This is a genomic window from Mycoplasma crocodyli MP145, assembly GCF_000025845.1.
Lineage (GTDB): Bacteria > Bacillota_I > Bacilli_A > Mycoplasmatales > Metamycoplasmataceae > Mycoplasmopsis > Mycoplasmopsis crocodyli.
Genome location: NC_014014.1, coordinates 903841 through 928330, shown reverse-complemented (window position 1 = coordinate 928330; position 24490 = coordinate 903841). Strand labels below are relative to the sequence as shown.

The 24490-nt window shown below is 26.8% G+C and carries 15 protein-coding genes; 9 read left to right on the top strand and 6 right to left on the bottom strand.

Annotated features, from left to right (window positions below):
* Positions 1 to 40: 40 nt before the first annotated feature.
* The 4 genes from MCRO_RS03935 to MCRO_RS03920 all read left to right on the top strand — a co-directional run bounded on the left by MCRO_RS03935 (position 41) and on the right by MCRO_RS03920 (position 11235).
* A complete protein-coding gene (locus tag MCRO_RS03935) occupies positions 41 to 7900 on the top strand; it encodes an ABC transporter permease (protein WP_041594092.1) in 7860 nt (2619 codons plus the stop codon).
* Positions 7900 to 8850 (top strand): ABC transporter ATP-binding protein, encoded by a 951-nt coding sequence (locus tag MCRO_RS03930; protein ID WP_013054548.1) that lies wholly within the window; start codon positions 7900 to 7902, stop codon positions 8848 to 8850. Before MCRO_RS03935 ends, MCRO_RS03930 begins: the two co-directional genes overlap by 1 nt.
* A gap of 82 nt (positions 8851 to 8932) precedes the next feature.
* Positions 8933 to 10408, top strand: a complete 1476-nt coding sequence (gene lysS, locus MCRO_RS03925) for a lysine--tRNA ligase (RefSeq protein WP_013054160.1) — start codon at positions 8933 to 8935, stop codon at positions 10406 to 10408.
* Positions 10408 to 11235, top strand: coding sequence for a Cof-type HAD-IIB family hydrolase (locus tag MCRO_RS03920; protein ID WP_013054422.1), 828 nt, complete (start codon positions 10408 to 10410; stop codon positions 11233 to 11235). The genes lysS and MCRO_RS03920 overlap by 1 nt, the downstream gene beginning before the upstream one ends.
* Positions 11236 to 11300: 65 nt before the next feature.
* Here MCRO_RS03920 and glpK read toward each other — a convergent pair whose 3' ends face one another.
* Both glpK and glpO read right to left on the bottom strand, forming a co-directional pair.
* On the bottom strand, positions 11301 to 12830 hold the full coding sequence (gene glpK / locus MCRO_RS03915) for a glycerol kinase GlpK (RefSeq protein ID WP_013054761.1): 1530 nt from the start codon (positions 12828 to 12830) through the stop codon (positions 11301 to 11303).
* 7 nt (positions 12831 to 12837) lie between these two features.
* A complete protein-coding gene (gene glpO / locus MCRO_RS03910; RefSeq protein ID WP_013054559.1) occupies positions 12838 to 13983 on the bottom strand; it encodes a type 2 glycerol-3-phosphate oxidase in 1146 nt (381 codons plus the stop codon).
* Between the two features lie 371 nt (positions 13984 to 14354).
* Here glpO and MCRO_RS03905 point away from each other — a divergent pair, with 371 nt between their 5' ends.
* The 3 genes from MCRO_RS03905 to MCRO_RS03895 all read left to right on the top strand — a co-directional run bounded on the left by MCRO_RS03905 (position 14355) and on the right by MCRO_RS03895 (position 17695).
* Positions 14355 to 15107 (top strand): MIP/aquaporin family protein, encoded by a 753-nt coding sequence (locus tag MCRO_RS03905; protein WP_013054441.1) that lies wholly within the window; start codon positions 14355 to 14357, stop codon positions 15105 to 15107.
* Positions 15108 to 15210: 103 nt separating this feature from the next.
* Positions 15211 to 16398: a hypothetical protein gene (locus tag MCRO_RS03900; RefSeq protein ID WP_013054626.1), complete on the top strand. Its 1188-nt coding sequence runs from the start codon at positions 15211 to 15213 to the stop codon at positions 16396 to 16398.
* A gap of 145 nt (positions 16399 to 16543) precedes the next feature.
* On the top strand, positions 16544 to 17695 hold the full coding sequence (locus tag MCRO_RS03895) for a trigger factor-related chaperone (protein WP_013054308.1): 1152 nt from the start codon (positions 16544 to 16546) through the stop codon (positions 17693 to 17695).
* A gap of 19 nt (positions 17696 to 17714) precedes the next feature.
* On the opposite strand, the gene MCRO_RS03890 is transcribed toward MCRO_RS03895, so the two are convergent.
* Together MCRO_RS03890 and lplA are read right to left on the bottom strand one after the other, a co-directional pair.
* Positions 17715 to 18503: an alpha/beta hydrolase gene (locus MCRO_RS03890; protein ID WP_013054803.1), complete on the bottom strand. Its 789-nt coding sequence runs from the start codon at positions 18501 to 18503 to the stop codon at positions 17715 to 17717.
* Entirely contained in the window at positions 18496 to 19485 is a 990-nt protein-coding gene (gene lplA, locus MCRO_RS03885; protein ID WP_013054510.1) for a lipoate--protein ligase, read from the bottom strand. Before lplA ends, MCRO_RS03890 begins: the two co-directional genes overlap by 8 nt.
* Before the next feature lie 121 nt (positions 19486 to 19606).
* Between lplA and MCRO_RS03880 the strand changes: the two genes are divergently transcribed.
* Positions 19607 to 20431 (top strand): MAGa3780 family membrane protein, encoded by an 825-nt coding sequence (locus MCRO_RS03880; RefSeq protein WP_148207934.1) that lies wholly within the window; start codon positions 19607 to 19609, stop codon positions 20429 to 20431.
* A gap of 16 nt (positions 20432 to 20447) precedes the next feature.
* Here MCRO_RS03880 and MCRO_RS03875 read toward each other — a convergent pair whose 3' ends face one another.
* The gene (locus MCRO_RS03875) at positions 20448 to 20765 is read right to left on the bottom strand and encodes a hypothetical protein (RefSeq protein ID WP_013054213.1); all 318 of its coding nucleotides are present in this window, start codon (positions 20763 to 20765) and stop codon (positions 20448 to 20450) included.
* Between the two features lie 64 nt (positions 20766 to 20829).
* Between MCRO_RS03875 and mf1 the strand changes: the two genes are divergently transcribed.
* Positions 20830 to 21567 (top strand): diacylglycerol cholinephosphotransferase Mf1, encoded by a 738-nt coding sequence (gene mf1 / locus MCRO_RS04010; protein WP_013054448.1) that lies wholly within the window; start codon positions 20830 to 20832, stop codon positions 21565 to 21567.
* 50 nt (positions 21568 to 21617) lie between these two features.
* Here mf1 and MCRO_RS03865 read toward each other — a convergent pair whose 3' ends face one another.
* Positions 21618 to 24488 carry a lysylphosphatidylglycerol synthase transmembrane domain-containing protein gene (locus MCRO_RS03865; RefSeq protein ID WP_013054356.1) on the bottom strand — a complete coding sequence of 957 codons (2871 nt, stop codon included), beginning with the start codon at positions 24486 to 24488 and terminating at the stop codon, positions 21618 to 21620.
* Between the last annotated feature and the right edge of the window lie 2 nt (positions 24489 to 24490).

Sequence of the window (24490 nt, the reverse complement as noted above, 5' to 3'; positions counted from 1 at the left end):
TTAATAAGTATAATATACAAGTATTTATTAAGGAGAATAAATGTGAAAGTTATTCAAAGAAACCTTTAAGTCATTGCGTAAAAATAAAGTAACAGTTATTGGATTAACAATACTTGTTTTTTTATCATCTGCTATTTTTACTTTACTTTATGACGTTTCAAAATCTATCAACAATCAATATGTTCAATACAAAGATAAATCAAAGTTACATGACCTAACTTTGGATTTAAATATACCTTCATCAGGTAACGCTTATAATAATGGATATTTTGTAAACGGCTTAACCAAAGATAAAATAGAAAATTATGAAAGTTATGATAAACCTTTAATATATAAAAACTCTGCAAACTTTTTACAAACAAAATTTGTTTTAAACTTAGATTCTGAAAAACAAAAATATATAAAACTTGAAAAAATTGGCGTTACTGATTCTAATTTTAAAGACTTATATTTTGCAAAAGATGACTTATATGACCTTTATAATTTTTTTAATGTAAGTAAATTACAATCAACAGTAGATTTCGATCTTGATATCTCAACAGACCCTAGTAAAAAACCAAGAATTCTTTTTAAAAGAGATTATAAAATCAATACTTATAAATTTGAAAAAGGCACATTTGTTTTATCTAAAAACGAAAATCGTATCAGTGGTTTAAACAATGTAAAACTTGATAAAGATTATAAATTTAGTGACATTTTTAGAGTAAGGAAACTTTCGAATAATTCAATAATTTTTACAGAACCTTCCACTTTATTCATTAATACAAAAACTCATGAAGCAACATTTAACTATGAAAAAGGTCGTGAGTGAGATGACAATTCAATTTCATACAAACTTCCAATTGCGGAATTAGCTAATTCTTTCGGTCTTAAAATTGTTAATCCAGAAGAAACGATTTTTAAGTTAGATGAAACTATAACTAAACCAACTTTACTTTCTAGCAAGATAGATTTATCGAATGTTGATGCAAGCATAGTTAAGAAAGAATTTATTTTTAATACAGTGACAACAAAAGAAATTTCTAAAAGTGAGGATAATTTATTTGTTTTTTTAAAGGATAAAACAATTGAAATTCCAAAAAATTTTGTTGCAAAAGAAGAAATTGAAACTACGTATCAAAGATGAAATTACACCACAACGTTTTTAGATGGTTCAAAAGACAAATGAAGTGGTTCATACAAAACATTTATGGAAACAATAAATGCTAAAAATGATCCATTAATTCAAAAACTTAATAATTATTCTCATTGAGCAATGGGAATTGATACATTTAAAACACATATTGATGAAGCTGGTAATCTTTTAAAAAGAGAACATTCAAGTTCGAGAAAGAATTATTTAACAATTTCGGAAATAAACACATTGCCTTTAACTATAAAAAAAGAAGACCAACCAAAAGCAATTAACTACATCAACTATGATTTTTCAGGAACAAAAACAATTTTTGAAATAGAAAAATTGCAAAATCTAAATAAAGAAATAGTTGATGACATTAATGATGCACAAATACGTGATAAAAGATTCTCTATTATAAAAGATGGTGCTCTTAAAATTACGAAAGATAGCATTAAAAACGAAGTCGTTAAGAATGTTGGTGAAGTTAATTTAGGAATTAGAAAAACATTAACAGTTGATGCGGTTAATGCGAATACAAATAAGAAACAAGTGTTTCATTTTATAAACACAGGAAATGAAAATAACGTAATAGAAGGAACAAAAATTAATGTTGGTAAATTATATAATGTGCAAATAAAACCAACAGCAATTAATAATATTTCTGAAGTAGGAAATTCATACTTTAAAACAAAAGAATTACCTATCTTTGTTTCATATGTTTTAATAAAAAATGCTCCATTTAATTTGACTCCAAATCCTGAACTTACAAAGCTTGATTTTACCTATGAACAAGTTAATTTCGTAAATCCAAAGAATGGAGAAAATGAAATAAAAAATGGTATAAAAGTCTATAAATTAACTGATTATAAAAACGAAGATACACATCCGGAAATTAATGTATTTAATAGTTATGGAATAGCTATTGATAACATCAATTTTTCATTAGTTTATTACAATGAAAAAAATAAGGTTAAGTGAGAAACTATTACAACTCAAAACAAGCAAGATCTTCATTGAACAGCTGAAGAGATATTGGACTTGTTCAAGCAACAAAATTGAACATTAAGAGTTGAAAAGATGGGTCCAAACGGTTGAGTTGAATTCGATAAAAACTTTAAAAATAATGCTTATTTACCAATTGGTTATAGACAACCTAGAGCTCAAATTGTCAACGAATCAATAAACAGTGACTCATTAAACTTTGCTTTTAGACAAATCCAAAATGTTTTATTAAATTCAGAATTTGTTAAAGAAGGACTATTATCATCTGAATCGATTTATGCATTTATCGAATCAGCTACAAAAACAGCAGAGAATGGATTAATTTCTAAAATATTCAAAACAGGACAAATGAATATGAGTGAAGTTATTGAAAGTGCATTAACATTTTTATATCATTTTTCACACACAAATAACGGTGATAACTTAACTAATATTATTAATGACATTATTGAAGGAATTAAGAAAAAATTATCGACAAAAACAGATTTGATTGAAAGAAAGAAATACTTACTTGTACAGCTAAATAGTTTTTTTACTTTTATGTCGGATTTAACTGGTACACCTTTCAAATCGTTAATCAATCCTGAAACACTTGTTGAAGCTTCTAAAGATCCTGTTAAGGTTTTAGATGCAACAATGAAACTTATTAAATCAATTAATTTAAGAGCTTTTTCTGAAGAACCATACAACTTTATAAAATCTAAAGAATATAATAAAGTTGTTAATTTTGATAAGGTTGATAGAAAAATTAAATTTAGTAGTTCACAAATTCTAATTTGATTATTTAAACATATAGATGAAAAATTAATGAAAGAATCTGTAATTGAAATGATTGATAATCTAGATATTAATTCTATTACCAACCTTGCAAACAAAAATTCATTAATCAATGTTATTATAAATATTTTCCCTGAGAAAATAAGAGGAACAATTTCTGAACTTTTTAGAAATATAAATGCTTTTCCAGGAGACAAAGATAAAACATTTAAAAATTTAATTGATGGCTTAAAATATTTTATAAATACAATTGATTTAAAACTTTTGGTATCAACTTTAGAAAAAAAATTAGTTATTAGACCATTTACTCAATCGCTTTCAGCTTTTGATTACATCAAAAATGAATTCATTCACAAAGACTATGAATATTTAGCTTATTCAGTTTCAAATCATGATATTTACTATGCATTATTAAAATCATTATTTAATGTTGAGGGTTCTAATAAAGCTATAAAAAATAAGATTATCGAGATGTTAAATCTCTCGGACAAAGGAACGGTTGTAAAAGTTGATAATGCATCAAACATTATTTTTCCAGCTTCTGATCCGGATAAAATTGACTTTTTTGACTTAATTGGTGTTTTAACAAAAGCAAGTTCTGAAAGTAGTACGGAAGAAAAAAACAAGATCACCTTAACTAAATTTGAGGAAACTTACACAACGGTTTATAAATTATTAAATAGAGTAAACGGCTCTAAAGAATTGGCATATGATTTGTTAACAACAAAGGAAAGCAAACTTCTTTTAGATCTTTTTGGATTTAATAAAAAGAATTTTCCAACATATGAAGAAATAAAAATTAAACTTGATAATTTATTATATCTTATCAATCTATTTAAGTTTGATAATAATAATCAAAATTACCAAAATGATATGCTCATAGGTAATTTGGGAAAATTCTATCTTGATTTTAATAATTCTAATAATGGAAATTCATTGTGAAATACAGCATTTAGTTTTATGAAAGAAATAATGAAGTATGAACCAAAAAATTCATTTTCATATGGAGTTGATGCTTTTGCTTTAGTTCAAGTATGAGCTTCTATTTTCAATGTAGAAAATGTAAATTTTGATAGAAAAATTCTTTTTGCTAATCGACTACTTGAAATATCTAATGAAAAAGAAATTGTTGATTTATTAAATTCATTTGATCTAATTCAGCCTTCTGCACAAAACATTGCACTAAGTGATAAAACGGGGTTTGGAATTTCTAAATCTCTATCAAATCCTTTTGCTGTAAATAATGAATTATTTAAAAAGAACAACTCTTCTTATGCAAATAAATTAATAAATGAATTAATGGTTAAATTTCCAGAATTTAATAAGTGACTTACTCATAATTCATTTAGTTTAACAAAATCTATGTCGTATATAGCGGCATCACAAATGTATTACTCATTTACAGATACTGACATCAATCATTTTAAAACAACTCCAAAGTATAAAAATTTACATTCAATAATAATTGATAACTTTATTAACGGAATTATGAAAAGAGATATTATTAAAAATAATCAAGAACTTTTTTCAAAAATATCTAACTACTTTAGCAATAATAACGCCATTAATTTAATTGGAGTTTCAGATGTTTTAATTAATCCAATATTAAGACAATTTTTCCCACAAGTTTTAGTTTGAACTCTTTCTGATACGAATAATTATACAAGCAATGGAGAAAAAAATTCTGCAAATATTGCTTACTTTATAAATGAAAAAATAATGAACTTTGAAAACTTGTTCAAAGTAGACGAAAAACATGCTTATGATTTTATTTCAAAACTAAGTGATTATGAAGTTAAAAATCCTATTTTTGAAACTGAGTTAAGTAGCAATATAGCATTCAATAATGATTTTTTCTTAAATTTACTTAACTCTCCAAACAACAAAGAAGGTCACCATAGTGTATTTGGAATTAATTTAACAAAATTCTTAATTGATATTGTTAATTCAATTACTTCTATAGATTATAATTCTTCATCTTATAAATTTGATGAGCCATCTGCATATGTAGCAAAAGCTAATTATGCATATTTATCAAAAAACAATAAAGTTGTTTATACCGGTGAACTTCCTACAACTCCAACCGAAATGAGTGAGTTGGTTAATAAGTTGGATGAGAAATTCTTAATAAATGTTAACGGACTTAAATATATTATCTTAGGTGATGAAATAACAGCTGATTATTTATATCCTGTTATTGATGAAAATAATATTCAAGTGGATACATCATCACAAGCATTAGTATATGTAAATCAAAACGGATTTGATAGAACAAGATACGCTTATCAAGGTAATACTGTTAAAGAATATTTATTAATAAAAACAAATCCAGGACAAGATAAAGTTGATCTTGAAAACAGACTTGAAACATTTGTTAAAAATAATATTGACGATTCTGCCAAATTACAAAGAGTATATAGTGTTTCAAAACTTGATCCGCTTAATCCGGAAAGAACAATTCGAGTAACTGTTATTGATGGAATTATAAAAAGTGTAAATAGTGTTTCAACTATACTTCTTTCAATTTTAATTACGCTAGTTGCTATCTCAATTATTTTTATTATTAAAAGATATATTAATAATAAAAATAAAGTTATCGGAATTTTACTTGCACAAGGTTATTCACCTGTTCAAATTTCAAGTTCATTTACTGTCTTTTCTCTTGTGACCGCACTTATTGGTGGAACATTTGGATACATACTTGGTTTTTTACTTCAAAGTCCAACAATACGGATATTAGATAATTATTGAACTCTTCCTATTGTAACAACGAACTTTTCATGATTCACCTTATTCTTCACCTTAGTTCTTCCTTTTATTGGAATGTCATTATTAATTGTTGTTACTTCATTATGATCGTTAAGATATAAATCAATAGATCTTATGTCAGGTATCACAGAAGTTCAAACTGGTGAAATATATAGAAAATATCACTCTAAGTTTAGAAACAAAAAGATCACAACAAAGTTTGGCGCTTCATTAATTTTCAATAGTTTTTGAAAATTATGTTCATTTGCATTAAGTGTTATTTTAACAGCTATTACAACAATTTTTGGTATTTCAACATTAGGTGTTTTTGATAAAAGTATTTCAAAAACATATGAAAATAGAGCATATAAATATAAGTATGATTTACAAACTCCAACCATTGAGGGTGGAGCCTTAAATCCCTATAGTCCAGATGATTTAGAAAAATCACTGTATGTAACACAGGGAATAAGCCCTGAACTTAAAAGAAATAATTTCGATTATTTTAAACCAGGATATTCAAGTATATTAAATGCTGAAAATACAACAAATGGCGTTTTAAATAAACATCCAAATGGTATAACAAATAAATATAGTCCACATATAATTACACAATTTTCAATCAACCTAAAAGTTGATTCAGGAGTTGCTGTTGATCCTTGATCAATCGCTTATAATTCAATGCCTGATACTCAAAAATCTAGAATAACTCAACTTAGAAATAAGATGGGAATAGAACTCGAAAAAACTCAAGAAGGATTAATTTATAACTCTCAAGGTAATTTAGACATCAATAAAACAAGAGTTGGAAAAGGATTCTTTAGATATTTAGCAAATAATGTCGTACCTCTTGATTCAAAATTTGTTTATATGGAGTGAAACTCAGATAAATCTTCTTATGATGTCAAAACCATAACTACTCGTGCATATAGAGATGAATATAGAGAATTTTTAGTTAAAGCTTACAAAGATGTTTATACAAATAAAAAACCGGATAATGATTTCTTTATTGCTTTTGGTGGAATTTATTTTGACCCTAAAAATGATGAAAAATACACACATGTTTTAACAGAATTTAACGGCAACAAGGTAAGTATGTATGGATATCAAAAAAATTCACAACAAATAAAACTTGTTGATTCATCAGGAAACGATTTAACTGACGAATTGAATAATTCTAAATATGAAACAACTCCATACATTCCTTTAGTAATTAATGAAGTTGTTTCAAAAAAATTCGGACTTGGAATAGGTAGTGAATTTACAAGTGAAGTCTTTAATAAAACCAATAGATATACAAATAAGTTTAAAGATGCAATTAAACAACCGGTTGAAAAAAATCAAACTTACAACTTTAAAGTAATAGGAATTAATTCTACATATATAAATTATGAATTTATAATTCCAAAAACATGAGCAGATAAAATCACTGGACTTGATAAATTAGACTTTAATGGTGGCGAACGATTTAATGGAATCTTATCTAAATCAGTAAAACCAGAACAATTAATAGGGTCTGCTGCACTTTATTCAATGAGTGGTTATTGACCTGCTTTCTCGTCGTTTGATTTAAACACAATGGAACAAGATGATAAAGTAGAGATATTTGAAAACATATTTGGAAAAGAAGGAATACTTCTTAAAAACGGATATACAAATCAAGATATAGCAAAATTCATTTTAGGACAAGATAGCGACGATTATAATGAAGCACTTAAAATAGGTAAAGCAAACCCTGATGAATACATAAATAAATACTCAGAAATATTTGATAAATCTTTATATGTTCCAACAGCATATTCTCTAATCGCAAGTGATATTGAAATAGGGTTCACTAAAACTATTGCACAAACTGTTCAAATTATTGTGACTGCCGTTATAATTTTAAGTTTTATTGTTTCTTCAATAATTCTAATACTTGTATCAAGTATATTAGTTTCTGAGAACGAAAAAAACATAGCAATTTGAACTATATTAGGTTATTCACAAAAAGAAAAATTAAAAATGTTCTTTGGAATATTTATACCTTTTATTGTTGTTGCGCTTATTGTTGCAATTCCACTTGCACTACTTCTCATAAAAATATTTGCATCGTTCTTAATTGTTTCTGCTTCAGTGTCAATTCCAATAACATTATCAATAGTAAATATAATAATTACATTTATAGTAATAATAGGAATCTTTTCACTTACCTCAATTCTTTCTTGAAGAAGAATTAATAAAATAAAGGCAATCGATTTATTGAAAGGAAAATAATGGCCAAAACTAATAAAGAAAATGATGTTGATGTAACACAAATTATTGACTTAAAAAGCATGACTGATCAAAAAATAACTAGACACAATATTTTTGAAATTCTTGACCAAGAAGGCGGAGTTAAACAAGCAAAAGTTGCTCGTAAAATGGCCAAAGTTCTTAAACGGGCATCAAATATCAAACGTAAAAGGGATGAGTTTAAAGGACTGAAAAACAACAACAATGCTATTATAGAAGTTCAAAATGTAAGTAAATATTACTTATCAGGTGATGTTGTTACTCGTGTATTAAAAAATATCAATTTGACTATAACAAAGGGAGAAATAGTTGTTATAGTTGGTAAATCTGGTGGTGGAAAAAGTACATTATTAAACTTAATAAGTGGATTAGATAGACCAAGTAAAGGTAATGTTATAGTTAATAATGTAAATCTTCCATACTTAAATGATTCGCAATTAACTCTATTTAGAAGAAAAAATGTTTCATTCATTTTCCAAAACTATAACTTACTACAAAACTTATCAGGTTATGATAATGTTGAAACAGGAGCTTATTTACAAAAAGACAAGGATAAAAAGTTTGATATTAATGAACTTTTTACGCAATTTGAACTAATGGATGTTATTGATAAATATCCTTCACAAATGTCTGGTGGGCAACAACAACGCATTTCTGTTTTACGGGCATTAGCAAAAAACGCGGATATAGTTTTCGCCGATGAACCTACTGGTGCTCTTGATAACAAAACAACCGAAATAGTTCTTACAACCCTTTATGAAATGAACCAAAAATATGGAACAACAATTATTATTGTTACTCATAACCCAGACATTGAAAAAATGGCTTCAAGAGTCATTAGAATTAATAACGGTAAAATTAGTGCAGTCAAGATAAACAAAAGCCCAGTTCACCCTTCGAAAATTGAAATTAAAGAAAATTCAGTTATCTAAACAAAGCAAGCAAAATGTTTGCTTTTTTTATGCAATATCTTATAATTAATAAATATATTAAAAATAACTAATAAGGACAAAAATGAGCAATATTAAATATACAGAACAAGAAACAATCAGGAGAAATAAATTAAACTTCTATAAAGAACAAAATATAACTCCTTTTAAACTTATGAAAAAACTTGTAAAATTTGATTATAGTGATGAAATCCAAAATAAATTTTCTGGTTTAACAAGAGAAGAATTAGAAGAAAAAAAAGCAGTAGTTTCAATTTCGGGAAGAATAATTTCTATGAGAGGTCCATTCATTTTAATAAAAGATTATCATGGAAAAATACAGGTTTACTTCAATAAAAAGGAAGATGAAAAATTAGCTAAACTCGTTGATTCGTTTGACTTAGGAGACATTATTTCAGTTTCTGGAATAGTGATGAAAACACATACAAACGAGATAGCTATACGTTCTCAAAAAATTGAATTGTTAACAAAATCACTAAAACCATTACCTGATAAATATCATGGTTTAACAGATATTGAAGAAAAATATCGTAGAAGATATGTTGATTTAATTGTTAATGAAGATAGTAAAAAAGTTTTTTGAACAAGAACAAAAGTAGTTAGTGAAATAAGAAAATACTTTGATGAATTAGAATACATGGAAGTTGAAACTCCATTTTTACATGACTATATTTCAGGAGCTGCTGCAAGACCTTTTAAAACTCATCACAATGCCTTAGATCAAGAATTTGTACTTAGAATAGCAACAGAGATTCCTCTTAAAAAATTATTGGTTGGTGGAGTTGACAGAGTTTATGAAATGGGAAGAATTTTTAGAAATGAAGGAATCGATACAACTCATAATCCTGAATTTACAACTATTGAGTTTTATGAAGCTTACTCTAATCTTGAAGGTATGATGAAGAGAACTGAAGAAGTTTTTAAAAGAATTGCTAAAAGATTAGGTAAATACAAATACATTAATAATGGTGTTGAAATAGATTTGAGTAAACCTTTTAAAAGACTTGATATGGTAGATGCAGTAAGTGAAGCAACTGGTGAAGATTTTAGAAAAATTTCTTTCGAAAAAGCCTGTGATATAGCTAAAAAGAACAAAATTAAAGTTGAAAAATTCCATAAAATAGGTCATATTATTAGTAATTTATTTGAAGAATTAATCGAACACAAATTAATAGAACCAACATTCGTAACTGGACACCCAATTGAAATTTCTCCACTTTCAGCAAAGATGGACGATCCAAGATTTACAGAAAGAGCCGAACTTTTTATTAATACAAAAGAATACTCAAACATGTACACTGAATTATCAGATCCTATTGATCAACTAGAAAGATTTGAAGCTCAAATTTCAGAAAAAAATGCTGGTAATGATGAGGCAACTGATATAGATTATGATTTTGTTGATGCACTTGAATATGGTATGCCACCCGCTGGTGGTTGTGGAATAGGAATTGATAGATTGGTTATGCTTTTTAGTGAAAAAGAATCAATAAGAGATGTGCTTTTATTCCCAACATTAAAAAGAAAAAGAAATAATTAATGAAAAAAATTTTTGCTTTTGACTTAGACGGAACTTTATTAAATAAAGAAAACAAATTACATCCACACACCAAAAAAATCATTATAAAAGCTAATAAATTAGGACACACCAATGTTGTAGCAACAGGTAGAGGAATCAAAAAAGTTATGCCTCTTATCGTCGATAAAACACTAGAAGGATTTGATTATCTAATATGTTCAAACGGTGCTTTTATATACGATGTGAAAAACAAACACAATATTTCACTTGGCAAGGTTGAGCCTTCATCTTTTGACTTTTTAGAAAAACTTGCTAGAGAAAGAAACTTAATAATTACTCTTGATACTGATAAATTCAACGGAACTTGAATTCCGAAAACAGACACTAAAGACTTTCCTGATTGAATGAATGAAACATTAATAATGGATATGAACATTTTAAACAGATGTTCTCTAGAAGAACTAAGAATTAAAGCTAATGAAAAAGATGCGGTTATCTTTCAAATAGCTTTAAGAAGTCCAATTGAAATTGCAAAAGAAGTTACTAAACAAGCACTTGATGAACTTGGGAATAAGCATGCGGTTTTCTTGACGAATGCCATTTACACAGACGTTTGCCCTTTTGGAGTTTCAAAATATAACGCACTTGAACAATTAATTCAAAATATCAGTTTTAAAGGTGATTTAATAGCGTTTGGAGATAGCGGTAATGACATCGAAATGCTTCAACATTCTAAAAAAGGTTTTGCAATGGGAAATGCAACAGAAGACGCAAAACAAGTTGCAGACGAAGTTATCGGAGATCATAACACAGGTACAATTGGTGAAACAATTGAAAGATTCATCTAAAACAATATTTAAAAAGTTGGATTCGATCCAACTTTTTTGTATAAATATCTTATTTGTTTTTTAAATTATTCTATATCTTTTAATCAATTAAGTGTTCTTGTAACACCAACTTTTCAAGCTTTAAGAAGTTTTTTAATTTTTTCTTTGTCCATTTTTGGTGATCACTCAGCACCAACTTTAATTTTGTTTTCAAGTTCTTCTGTGTTCTTTCAATATCCTACATGTAGCCCCGCTAAGAATGCGGCCCCCATTGCTGTAGTTTCTACATTCTTAGGACGTTGAACCGTTACATCTGAAATCGACGACTGGAATTGCATTAAATAACTTGAATTAGAAGCCCCGCCATCAACTTTAAGAACTGGTATTTTAGCATTAATATCTTTTGACATAGCTTCAATCAAATCATTACTTTGGAAAGCAATTGATTCTAAAGTAGCTTTAATAATGTGTTCTCTTCTTGTTCCTCTTTCAAGTCCAAATATTGCACCACGAGAATAAGAATCTCAATAAGGTGCTCCTAATCCCGTAAATGACGGAACAACAATAACATTATGTGTTTCATCTTTTGCTGCAAGATTTGCATAAAAATCACATTCTGCTGAATCGTAAACTATTCTTAACGAATCTCTTAATCATTTAATAGATGCCCCTGCAATAAATACAGAACCTTCTAAAGCATAAACAGGTTTTTCTTTTCCTATTCTTCATGCCACAGTTGTGAGTAAATTATTTTTTGATAAAATCGGTTTTGTTCCAATATTCATAAGTGTGAAACAACCTGTACCATAGGTGTTTTTGACCATTCCCCGTTCAAAACACAATTGTCCAAAAAGTGCTGATTGTTGGTCTCCGGCAACTCCTGTAATTGGTACTTGCCCTGTTGCTCTATTTGATCATAAAGTAGGAACAACAATACCATAATCATCCGATGACGATTTTACTTCAGGAAGTATATCTCTAGGAACTTCAAAAGTTTTAAGTAGTTCATCATCTCAGTCCATAGTATTAATGTTAAATAGCAATGTTCTTGATGCATTTGAAACATCAGTTGCGTGAACTTTTCCGCCGGTTAATTTTCATATTAATCATGTGTCAATAGTACCTGCTAGTAAGTTACCTTCATCATAAGTTTTCTTAGCAAGAGGAACGTTTTTTAATATTCATCTAATTTTAGTCCCTGAGAAATATGGGTTAATAATTAAACCGGTTTTTTCACGAATTGTATTAACTAAGTCTTTGTTTTTTTCTAATTCTTCACAATAATCGCTTGTTCTTCTATCTTGTCAAACTATTGCATTATAAACAGGAAGTCCTGTTTCTTTGTTTCATAAAACAACAGTTTCTCTTTGGTTTGTAATTCCAAGAGCCATAACGTTATTAGATTTAATTTCTGCTTTGTTTTTTGCAGATTGCATTGTTGATAGTTGTGTATTCCAAATTTCTAATGCATCGTGTTCTACTCAACCACTTTTTGGGTAGTATTGAGTAAATTCATTTTGTGAAACACTAAGCATGTTTGCTTTATCATCAAAAACTATACTTCTACAAGAAGTAGTACCTGAATCAAGTGTAATAATATATTTTTTATCTTTCATTTTTCTCCTAACTAATAACTTCGAATTTTGGATCCCAATTTTCGTTTTTCTTTAAGTTCATTTCAAGCAATTTCACAACTTCTTCAGCAATAATTGGCGCTGAAGAAAGAGCTGGTGATTGCATACCTGCTGCAAGAATAAAATCTTTATCATTCTTACTTTTTCTAATAACAAAGTCATTAGTTTCAACATCAATAGGTCTTGAACCGGCCAAAGTCATCATAGTTTTATCAACATCTAAATTAGGAATTAACTTTTTACCTATTTTTCCAATGTAATCATATTTTTCTCTAGTAACAAGTCTGGTTTCTTCTTTAGGTACTCCGTCTTCAGCGGTAGGACCAACAATATAATGACCATCTAATGTTGGGGCTACAACTACACCCTTACCATGAATAGTAGGAACCATAAAAACAACAGAATTAACTAAATTATTTATATATTTAGTTAAAACTCTATATTCACCCCGTTTAGTTGTTTGTTTGAAATCGTCAAAATTATTTTCATTTGCGATAACATCAGCATAGTGTCCTGCTGCATCGACAACTTTTCTTGCAAGAATTTTTTCTTGCCCTTCTATTGATATTTCAAAGAACCCTTCTCTATTTTTTTCTATTTTAGTAACTGTAGAATTTTTCATTAAAGTTAAATTGTTTTTAAGTGAAGCACCAACAAGTGCTTTTGTAGCTTCAACAGGAGCAATAGCCCATGATGAAGTACAAAGCAACCCACCAATAATTTCTTTAGATAAATTTGGTTCTCTTTTTTGAATTTCTTGAGAGTTAAGAATTTGCATGTCCTCCGCTTTAACTTTATTTATTAAACCTCTATCATATAACATATGTATGTGCTTCATTTCTTCTTCATTGAAAGCACAAATTAAAGAATCAACCTTTACTCTTGGAAATGTTAAGTGTTTAAATCATGTGTTAACCCATTTCCTATTACCCTTAACATTCATTCAAGCCTCGATTTTGTGCGGTTCTGGATCAAAACCACCGTGAATAAGTCCTGTATTAGCAAGAGAAGTTTCTGAACCAAGTACTGGATTTTTTTCTAAAATTACAGTTTTTACATCATATTTACTTAATTCATAAGCTACACTTGCACCAATAATTCCACCACCAATTATTGCAACATCGTATTTTTTCATAAATACTCCTTTCATTAGTTTGTACATAATAATTATATTTTCGATTATCAAATAACTAAGTATTTAGTCATTTTTTCCTAAAATGTGGTAGTTTCCACTTTTTGATAAAAAAAATTAAAACTATTAACTTATCTAAAAAACAACAAAAAAATAACTTTTTGTTTTTTTAAATAAAAAAGTTTAATTAAAAAGTTAAAAAAATATACTTATAAGTAAATTAAATTAAAAGGTGAAATGTGCAAAATGTGGAAACATCTCCATTTTTTATTATGAAATGTGGAAACATATAAAAAAGTTTTTAAATCTTATAAAATTATTATGGAACTTTTCAGAGAGTTTCAAATCTTTATATAAAACAAAGGAGAATAAAGATGCCTGAATTATTAAAATTCTTCTTAGGTGAATTTTTTGGTACAGCACTTCTAATTATTTTAGGAAATGGTGTTTGTGCTGCGATGTCATATAAGAATATGTTTGCCGCTTCAAAAGGAGGGAATTGGGTTCCGATCGCTCTAGGTTGAGGTATGGCAGTTCTACTAGGAGTATTGGTTGCTAATGCTTTTGGTACAGGAGGACATTTAAACCCAGCTGTAACAGTTGCTTTTACAATTAGTGGTGCAACAGCTATTAAAGCAATGCCTATTTATATAGTAGCTCAATTTGCTGGAGCAATGTTTGGACAAGTTATTTTAAACTTAGTAACATACAAACACATTCAAGAAACAGATCAACTTGTTGTTAGAGGATGTCACGCAACAGGACCTGCATATCCAAATGCAATAGTACAAAATTTAGGAATGGAATTCTTAGGAACGGTAATTCTAATTGGTACAATTATGTGTTTAGGACTTGGTGCAAATAATATGACTACAACCTTTGGACCTTTAATTGTAATGATCATTGTTATGTCAATCGGTTTTTCATTAGGTTCAACAACAGGTTATGCAATTAACCCAGCTAGAGATGCTGGACCAAGATTGGTATTTATGTTGATGCAAATGTTGCCATTAAAAGGTTCAAACAAAACAAGTGCTAACTGAGCATATGGATGAATACCAGTTGTATCACCAATATTAGCAGGAGCAGTTTTAGGACTTTTAGCAAGATTTGTTACATTAGCTTAACAAATTTAAACAAGGTTTTATTACCTTGTTTTCTTATTTTTAAATAATTTGTTATCATTAAAATAAGATTTTATAAACATAAATAAAAAAGATTTGAGGTATTATGAAAAACAAAAAAAATAAATTATTATTAGTGGGCTCAGTTTTAGGTCTTGCTTCTATGACAACCATTGTAGTTTCATGTGGAAAAAATAACAATGATACTCTAAAAGAAAAATTAGATCAATTAGAAAAATTACAATCAACAATTTCACCAATTTTAAATAACACGTTGTTCACAAAATCAAGTGAAATTAAAGAAAAAGATTTTGATTTTAAAATAGATAAAACAATTTTTGGGATTAAAGATTTTTCAATAACTAATTTAAAAGATGATAGTTTAACTATTAATTTTTCTGTTTTCATTATTTCTAATCCTGAAAAAAACTTTACTACCTCAAAAGAAATTACTGAAATTGTTAAATTAATTAAACAAACTTTAAATGAATATATTAATGTAGTCAATGCAGATGTACAAAACAAAGAGAGTATTGAAATAACAAAGGTTAAGATTGATGATATTTTGTTGCAAATTGACAAATCTTCCTATTCTATTGATGATGCAAAAATAACAATAATTAACCCTATAACTCTTAATTATTCGGCATTTATTTCTTATAAAGAAAATCCAAATATTAAGTTTAATTTTACAAAAGAAATAAAAGGTTTTAAAATTCCGAACAGTGATAATATTGAGGCTATAAAACGTAATGAATTAAAAGTTGCTGCACAAACAATTATTGTTAGTGTTCCTTCAAAAGCAAGTTTAAAATCTAATGATGTAAGAGAACGTGATTTAAAGATTATAAACTTTGATAACACTAAATTTAACTTATATGAAAAAAACATTAAAACCCTATCACCAAGCCAAATAGAGTTTTCTGCAAAACTAAAATTTATAGATACAAAATGAGATTTTGAAGAAACAGTTAAGGTAGTTATTTCGGGATTTAAGGAAGATAAAACAGACGCTCAAAAACTTGCTGAATTGAATTCGGTTTCTGAAAATATCATTGCTGATGTTGAATCTAAACATAATAAAGAAGCTAAAACAATACAAGTGAATGATGTTAAATTAAGTAACTACAATATTGCTAATTATGAAATTACCAATAAATCTATTAAATTAATTTCTGATAGAGAAATTGAATTTAGTGCAAAACTAAAATTTAAAGATCCTAATGAAAAACATGAAGTAAATATAACAAAGAAAATTGTTGGGTTTATGGTTCCGGAATCCAATATAAGTTAAAGATGATAATATTTTGATCAGTTGATAAACTGCTTATAAATCAAAAATATAATAATATGTAATCTTAATCATTATTGGTTAGGATTATTTTATTTATAAATTAAATTATATTTTTATTGTAAAATAATTAGAATTAAGGAGAGAAATGAAAATAACACAAGAAAAAATTGAGTTTAAAACTCAGGGTGATGAATGAATTTTGACACAAAAGAAAGCGCTTGATTATTTGGAAACATTAAGAAAAGAAAAGATAGTTCAAGAAGATATTTTGGAGTTTGCTACCAACAAGTTTTTAAATGATAAATTAACAGAATTCATTGCAAATAAGGCAAAAAAGGAAAATAAATTTTATAGAGATCCGATGTTAATTGATAAAAAAGTAACTGCAGAATCTTTGGAAGCACAATTATTAATATTCTATTATGATGATGTTGATTTTACAATTTTTGAAAGGGAAACAAAAATACCTTTTCTTCAAAAAGATAACAAAGAAATGATAGAAAACTTTACCAAAATGTACATGCTCAATTATTCTTTTGAAAAAGAGCAAGATAAAATTGATGAAAAAACAAGTGCAATTCAAATGGACTTATTAGATGAAAATGATAAGTTAATTTCTTCTGGTTCAAAATTATTATCTAACAATCCGCTTTACAAAACAATTTATGCGAAAAAAAGTGATATCAAAAAAGGTGATATTTTAATAATGGACAAAAAGTCTAAAGTTAAAATTAATAAAATTTTTACTAAATCAATAGAACCAATCACCAAAGATAATGTTGCTAATTTAAATGTTCCAGAAATTAAAACATTAGATGATGCAAAAAGATTTGTTGCTAAAATTGCTAATTCTCAATTTGTTAGATTAGAATTACTTAATTACAAAAGAGATATATCATTTCATTTTTCAAAATTAATTTTAAGTTCAGAATTATTAATAAGCGATCATCTTATTAATGCTTTAAAAACAGAAAAAACAGAAATGGTTGAAAAAGCTATAAAAGATAAAAAAATATCTCTTACAGACGAAGAAAAGCAAAAAGAAATTGATATGCTAGTTTCTGTTGATATATCTGAAGGGCTTCTTGAAAAATATTTTTATAATAAATTTGTTGATACTATAACCAACAAAGAACTTGAAGAAGAAATAAAATTTTTAAAACACAATCCAATGCTTAACACAGAAATAAATTTAAATGAAATTGCATTAAGCGCTTTAATCGATATTAAAGTTGCTCTCCATTATCTAAAATTAAATAACAAAAAACTTCATGACGAAATAATTGAAAACTTTTAAAAAAAAGAACCTTTGGTTCTTATTTTTTTGTAATTAATTCAAATAACTCTTTACTTCTTTCGTAGATAATTGCATGTCCTGTTTGCGGTAAAAAAGTTATATTGATTTTAGATTCTTCGCTTACTTTTTTAAGACCTTCGGAAGGAGTATATAAGTCGTTATCACCTGTAACTATTGTCGTGTTTAAACAATCGAGAAATAGAGGCTTTAAATTCTTATCTAATCAATCGATGTTTAAAATTTGATTTGAAACCATTGAACCAAATTTTAATAATTGAATTTTAGACTTAAGCATATTTTTTTCGGAAATTATTGATGCACTTCTTTGTAATATGTCGCTAGGATTATAAAACAAAGTTAAATACGATCTTTTAGCATCAATAATGTTTTGTGGTAAAAGTCTATTTCTTAAGTCATTTTTTTCTTTTTCCGAAAGAAATAAATTGTAGTTAAAAGGTGAAAGTAAAAATGTCTTTTTAACAATTTTATTATTATATAAGGCACTATATGATCCTAACGAGTGAGAAATAACTGTTATATCGAAACCACCTAATTTTTGCTCTATAAACTTTTTGGTTATTATTGGATAAAGCTCAAGGTCTATGCTGTCTTTTGAACCCGAATTTCCACATCCAGGAAAATCAAAAGCTGCTCAATTGTAGTTGATTTCTAATAATTTAAATAAAGGCTTAAATGTTTTATATGTATCAGCAAAGCCGTGAAGGAAAAGAAAAATATCTTTACTGTTTTTATTTGCTATATGTATTTTGAAATCAATTTCAAAATTTTCTAATTCTATTTTATTCATTTTTACCAAACATTAACTCAAGTACTTCATCAATTGTTATAGATCCAAAATAATTATTTAAGTCTATTTTTTCTAAAACTTTCTTAATTTCGGTGTCCTTATATCGAACATTCATTAATGATTTTTCAACATCTGATACATCACTTTTGCTTAAAAAATCACCTTCAAATTTTATGTTTGTTATTTTTCCTCTAGCCACGTTGTACTTTACTTTTAAAATACCACCAGGAAATTTTGCGATATTTTCAGCATCAAAAACAGCTACTTTGTCATATACTCATTTTTCGCTTTTTCTTTCATCAATAAGTTTGTTTAAATCATTAGAAATTATTCCTGCTGGTATTTCTTTTCTAACTGCGCCATAGTTGTTTACAAAAAAACTAACAAGTTTATTTATGAATTCCTTTACATCTATTTTATAATCTAATTCCTTAGCTATATTTGTTACTCTTGCTCTAATTGATTGAATTCCTTTTGATTCTATTTTAAGCTTTGAAGGATTTAAAGCTTTAGATAATTTTGTTAAATCTACGTCAAAAAGAAGGGTACCATGAGAGACTATTCTATCTTTATATATATATTGAGCATTTCCGCTTATTTTTGCACCGTTACACAATAAATCGTTTCTACCGTGAAATTCGGCGTTTAAACCAAGAGAATTTAAAAAATCAATTATAGGTTTTAAAAAAGTCTCATATCCACCATCCGATTTATTTGTGTAAATAAACGAAAAATTAACATTTCCTAAATCGTGATATACAGCTCCTCCACCACTCAATCTTCTAGCAACCTGAATATTATTTTCCTTAACAAAATTTTTGTTTATTTCTTCATGAGCATTTTGATTTCTTCCGATTATAACTGCATTTTCGTGTTGGTAAATATAAACCAAGTCATMTTTTTCATTATCATTTTTAATTAATAACTCCTCTATACTTAAATTTACATAAGGAGAAAGGTTTTCTGATACAAATATTTTCATAGTTTTATTCTATCAAAATATTTTTTTATTAAGGCTATTTTAAAAATATGAATAAAAAAAACAACAAATTTTTAAAGTTGATTTTTTTATAATGCATATTTGTTTAATCTATAATAGTCTCATGAAAAATAAAATTATAAAACCAATACAAAATTACTTTGTTGATTGAACATTAAAAAGGAAGATGTTTTTAATAGTAGGAATATCATTATTGTTTATTAATATTATTGTTTCGATTCTTAATTTTTATAGTTCAGCAACCATTGTGTTAGAAAAGATTAATTCTCAAGAAATAAAAGAATTCTTAAGTGAAAATAACCTAATTCCTTCTGCGTTAGCAACAACTTGAAAAACAACAATGACTTTTACAAATATAAGTAACTATATATTAGCGATAATGTTTATTGTTTATCCCTTTTATTGAAAAAATAAAAAGACTCAAGCATTTGTTTTTTCTTCTATTGTTTGAATTTCAATAACTTTTTTAGTGTATTGAACACTAATTTCTTGAAATGGAGTTGATTGAAAAAATCCACTTACTGCAATAAAAAGTTTAATTGTTCATGTAACAAACCCGTTGGCAGGATATATAATGTTTTGAATAGTTCGAAAGGATTTTGAAATATCTCGTAAAACAATTTGACTAAATAATTTATTTATTTTAAGTTATTTTGCGCTTGCGTTAATCATATTTTTAGTTACATATAATTTTTCAAATATATCTACCACAAAGGTAAATCCATATAAAGCTGCCGATATGACAGTTTATAATTTCCTTAATCCTGTTCAACCTTTCTTCTACAATGGAACAAACATATTTGTTGTATTAACTTTAAATTTCACAATGGTTTTATTAGGTGTGTTTTTATCGCCTGGACTTGCATATTTAATAAAGTTCATTTATAAAATAAAAATTACAAAGAAAACAAAAACAAAAAACGACTAAGTTGTCGTTTTTTAGTTTACACTGTAATTTTGAAGTTGGTAACTTTATTTGTTAAGAAGTCTACGAACTCAAGTTTGTCTTCAGCAGATAATCTTAAGTTTTCAATACCTGTAAATTTAATTCTAGAAACGTCAAATCTCAATTGGTATCCGTTCATTTCTAAGAAAAATAGTAAGTCTTCCATAAATCATTCACAGTATTTTTCTGAATAGTTTATATCTCTTAACATTGTTCCTAATTCAATAGTAAAGTGTCTATTGTGATAATCTAATATTGCAAAGCTAAATGATAAATTTAACTCTTTAGATTTTTTTGTTTGTAGTTCTGTGTTCATAGTGATTTAAATTATAATGTTTTAAAAAGAATATTTTTATAAAATGTGTAATAATATTCAATATATGAATGATAAGCAAAAAAGATTAATGAAACTTTTAAATGAATTAACAACAATTTTAGACAAAGAAAATATAAAATATTCCTTAGGTTTTGGTTCGCTTTTAGGAACTGTTAGACACGGTGGTTTTATTCCGTGAGATGATGATGTAGATGTATTAATTGACCATGAAGGTCTTGAAATTTTGTTCAAAAAATATCCAGACAAAGTTTTTTGAACAGATAATTCAAAAAACTTTTTACCATGATCCAAGTGATCTAATGATAAAGAAAATGATGATGACCCTGTTGTTATAGATTTGTTTCCAGTCATTAAAACAAACATTAGAAATGTAAACAAAACTTTTTCATTAAAAAATAAATGTAAATTTATAAGTGGTTTTTTTAAGACGCAAATACCCAAACGTTTATACTATTTAATTATTATAAAGATCTTTTTCTTCCCATTTATTTTTTTTATCAAAAAACTTTCATATAAAACATATTTAAGACAATTAAAAATAGATAATAATGAACCACATGTTTATTATATTATTTCACCACCCTTTAAAAAAACATATTTTAAAAAACATGTTTTACCTGTTGATCCGTTTAATGTTGAGTTAGTCAAGTTTCAAGATACAAGTTTTAAATGTTCTAAAGAAAGAAATACTTTATTGTTAAATTGATATGGACAAAAATATATGACTCCAAAAAAATGATTAACCAACGTTAAACATTATGGCTTTTACCATGTTAAGTAGCAAAATTTAAAATGTTGGATTGCCCCCAACATTTTAAATTTTATTTTAAATTATATTCACATATAAAGTCCAGAAACAACTGCAATCCCTACAACTCAAACAATTGTTGCAGCAACATAAAATGTAGTTTTTAATTTAACATTTTTTATGTCGTTGTTTTCCATAATGCAAAGATTTCGTCTTTTTCGAGCGTATTTATTTTTTCTGGTTTCACCTATATATACCGTTAACAAGAACAATGCTGATAACAAAGAAGGTATGATTACAGATGCTACAGAATTTACTGCAGTTACTATTGTTGAAACGTCTTTTGTTGAAATGTAGACACTTTCAAATTTACCGTGCTTATCAATATTAATTGTTGTTGATTGAGTAATTTGAGAGAAAATTTGTTTTATGAAATACTCTGCCGTTCCTGAACCACCTGGAGTGATGCTTATTGCATTTGCAGTATCGGCCAATGTGTATCCAAAAACAGCATTAAAGTATGTTCCGCCTGCTAAATTGGTTTTGAAAGCACCAGACAAAATTCCGTATATTCCTAGCCCGTTAGTAAAAATTTGAATAAACTTATAGAAAAATAATTCTAAAAATATTTTTCAATTTGTAAGTAGCATCTTTAGAGTTTTTCTATTAATAGAAAGAATTTCTTCATAATTAGCTCTTTTTTTATCTCAATCCAACACAGGAAGAAACACAATTTTTGTACCTATAAAAATAATTAATTTTAACAAAAAGTTTTGAACTTTTTTAACGAGGGTTGCGAGTACAACAACAAGTCCGATCATTGTATCAACAAAAATGCCAAGAACAAGAAAGGCAATAAATATTTGTGTATTCTTATCTTGCAAGTCATAAAAAATGTCTGAAAATAAATATAAACCAAGCGGTATTATTATAAAACCCTGAACGACACTTTTTATTTGATAAATTATTGTCGATGATATAGTTACTGAAACAATTACATTTCCCGGAACACCTTTTTTTCGCAAATATCAGAAATTTCCAACGTCAGCACCTAAACTTTTTGGAGTAATTTTTTGGAGAATTTTACCTATAAAGGAAATTGTAATTACATCACGTCACGTTACTTTTTGATGTTGGAATGTAAGTGACCTTTTTCAATATAACGATGTTATAAAAAGGTCTACCACAACCATTGAAAATATTGAAACAACCCCTATTTTAATTTTATAATTTCCATAAAAAGCAGAACTAAATAATTTTCAAAAAACCTTGGTTGTATCAACACCGGGTTGTTTTTTTTCTAATTGATATACACTAGTAAATAGAAAAACAAAGATAAGAATTGTAATTAAAACAAAAACCAAATACTTTATAACAGATAAATATTTTCGCTTTATTTTTACTGTATCATTTTTAATATCTTCAATTGCTCTTAATGCAGTTTTCTCATTTGTAATTGCTAATATTTTCGACTCATTTGTTTTTCATTTGTTTTGAACATAGTAAGTTATTTTAGAATAAACCATTGAATATTTTAGTATTATACTTGTTCCATTACTTAAGTAAATTTTAACTATTCAAAAAGGTTTATCAAAACCACTTTCTATGATATCTTTTCTTATAATTGTTTCGTTTTCAATTTTGTCTAACAACTTAATTCTAGATAAGAATTTCGATGCATCAGTATATGTTGAATTAAAAGACATGATTTCATTATAATAATGATTATATGGTGCTGTTAAAAAATCTATGTAATCAACAATTTCATCTATTTTTTTGTATCTATTTAGAATATTAGATAGCTCTTCCAAAAATTTGTATGAGTTATTTGTTTGTGTCTCGTCATCATAACTTAGAAATACATAATCTTCGTTAAAATACAATAATGCATTTTTATCAGATATAACTTGCTCATAGTTATATTCATCAACTTCTTTAATTTTTATTTCACGAACTTTTGCTCACTCATTAATGAAACTTGTGGTAGCGATAGTTTTAACAATATATTTGTTTTTTAGTTCGTTTTTATCAATATTTTTGATTATATTATCAAGATAAAGTACTGCAATTTCATCAGCGGTTAAATACTTAATTTTTGTTCTTTTTTTGCTTATTGCAACCCTTAGTGAATAGCCTTCATTAGATATCAAAAAAGATATATATTTTGACTTTAATTTTCCTTTAAGAGTTGCTAATTGCAAGGGTCTTAATGTGGAGTTACAACTTATGTTTATTAATGATTTTGATATAGAAACCGTTTTTGATTTAAGAAAATTTTTATAAAAAAACTCGTTAGTTTTATCAGTAATTGTAAAATAACTAGACCCATCAAAGTTTATTTTATTTTTACTTAAATAGTTATAAATATGATGGTCAAAAAAGTTTTCTTCATATTTTTCAACAGGAACTTGAAATGATAAATCTTGTGAATTTTGTATTGTTTCATATACCATTTTAGAAACAATTTTTTCGCTAAAAACATTTCCGTTACCATAAAAAAAACTAATAGTTGTTGATTTTTCATCATCTAAAAATGAAGAAAAATCAACAATGTAATCACTGTTTGATTTGGTGATAAACATAAATTTTATCGGTTTTGGAATTAATGATGAATCCTTAAACGAGTTAATTTTTATCCCGTTTTTATACAAAGTTCTTGCAAAAATATTTGCATATAAGTTCGAATTTTTTTTATCATCGTAGTTGATAAACACACTTGAATTTTGTTTATTTTCTTTTATCATTAATGAAAAAAAGTTAGCAAAAAGAAGGATGGTTTCGGGCTTTAAACCGAAAGCTTCATCTGATTTTTCCATATAAATTTTGTTTTTGTAAACTTTAAGAAAATTATCTTTACTATAGAAAAGATTTCCTATTTTCTTGGTGTTATCAATTTGATTTAATGGATTGATAAATTGTTTTTTTTGTTGTTCTAACTTTTCATTATTATTCATAT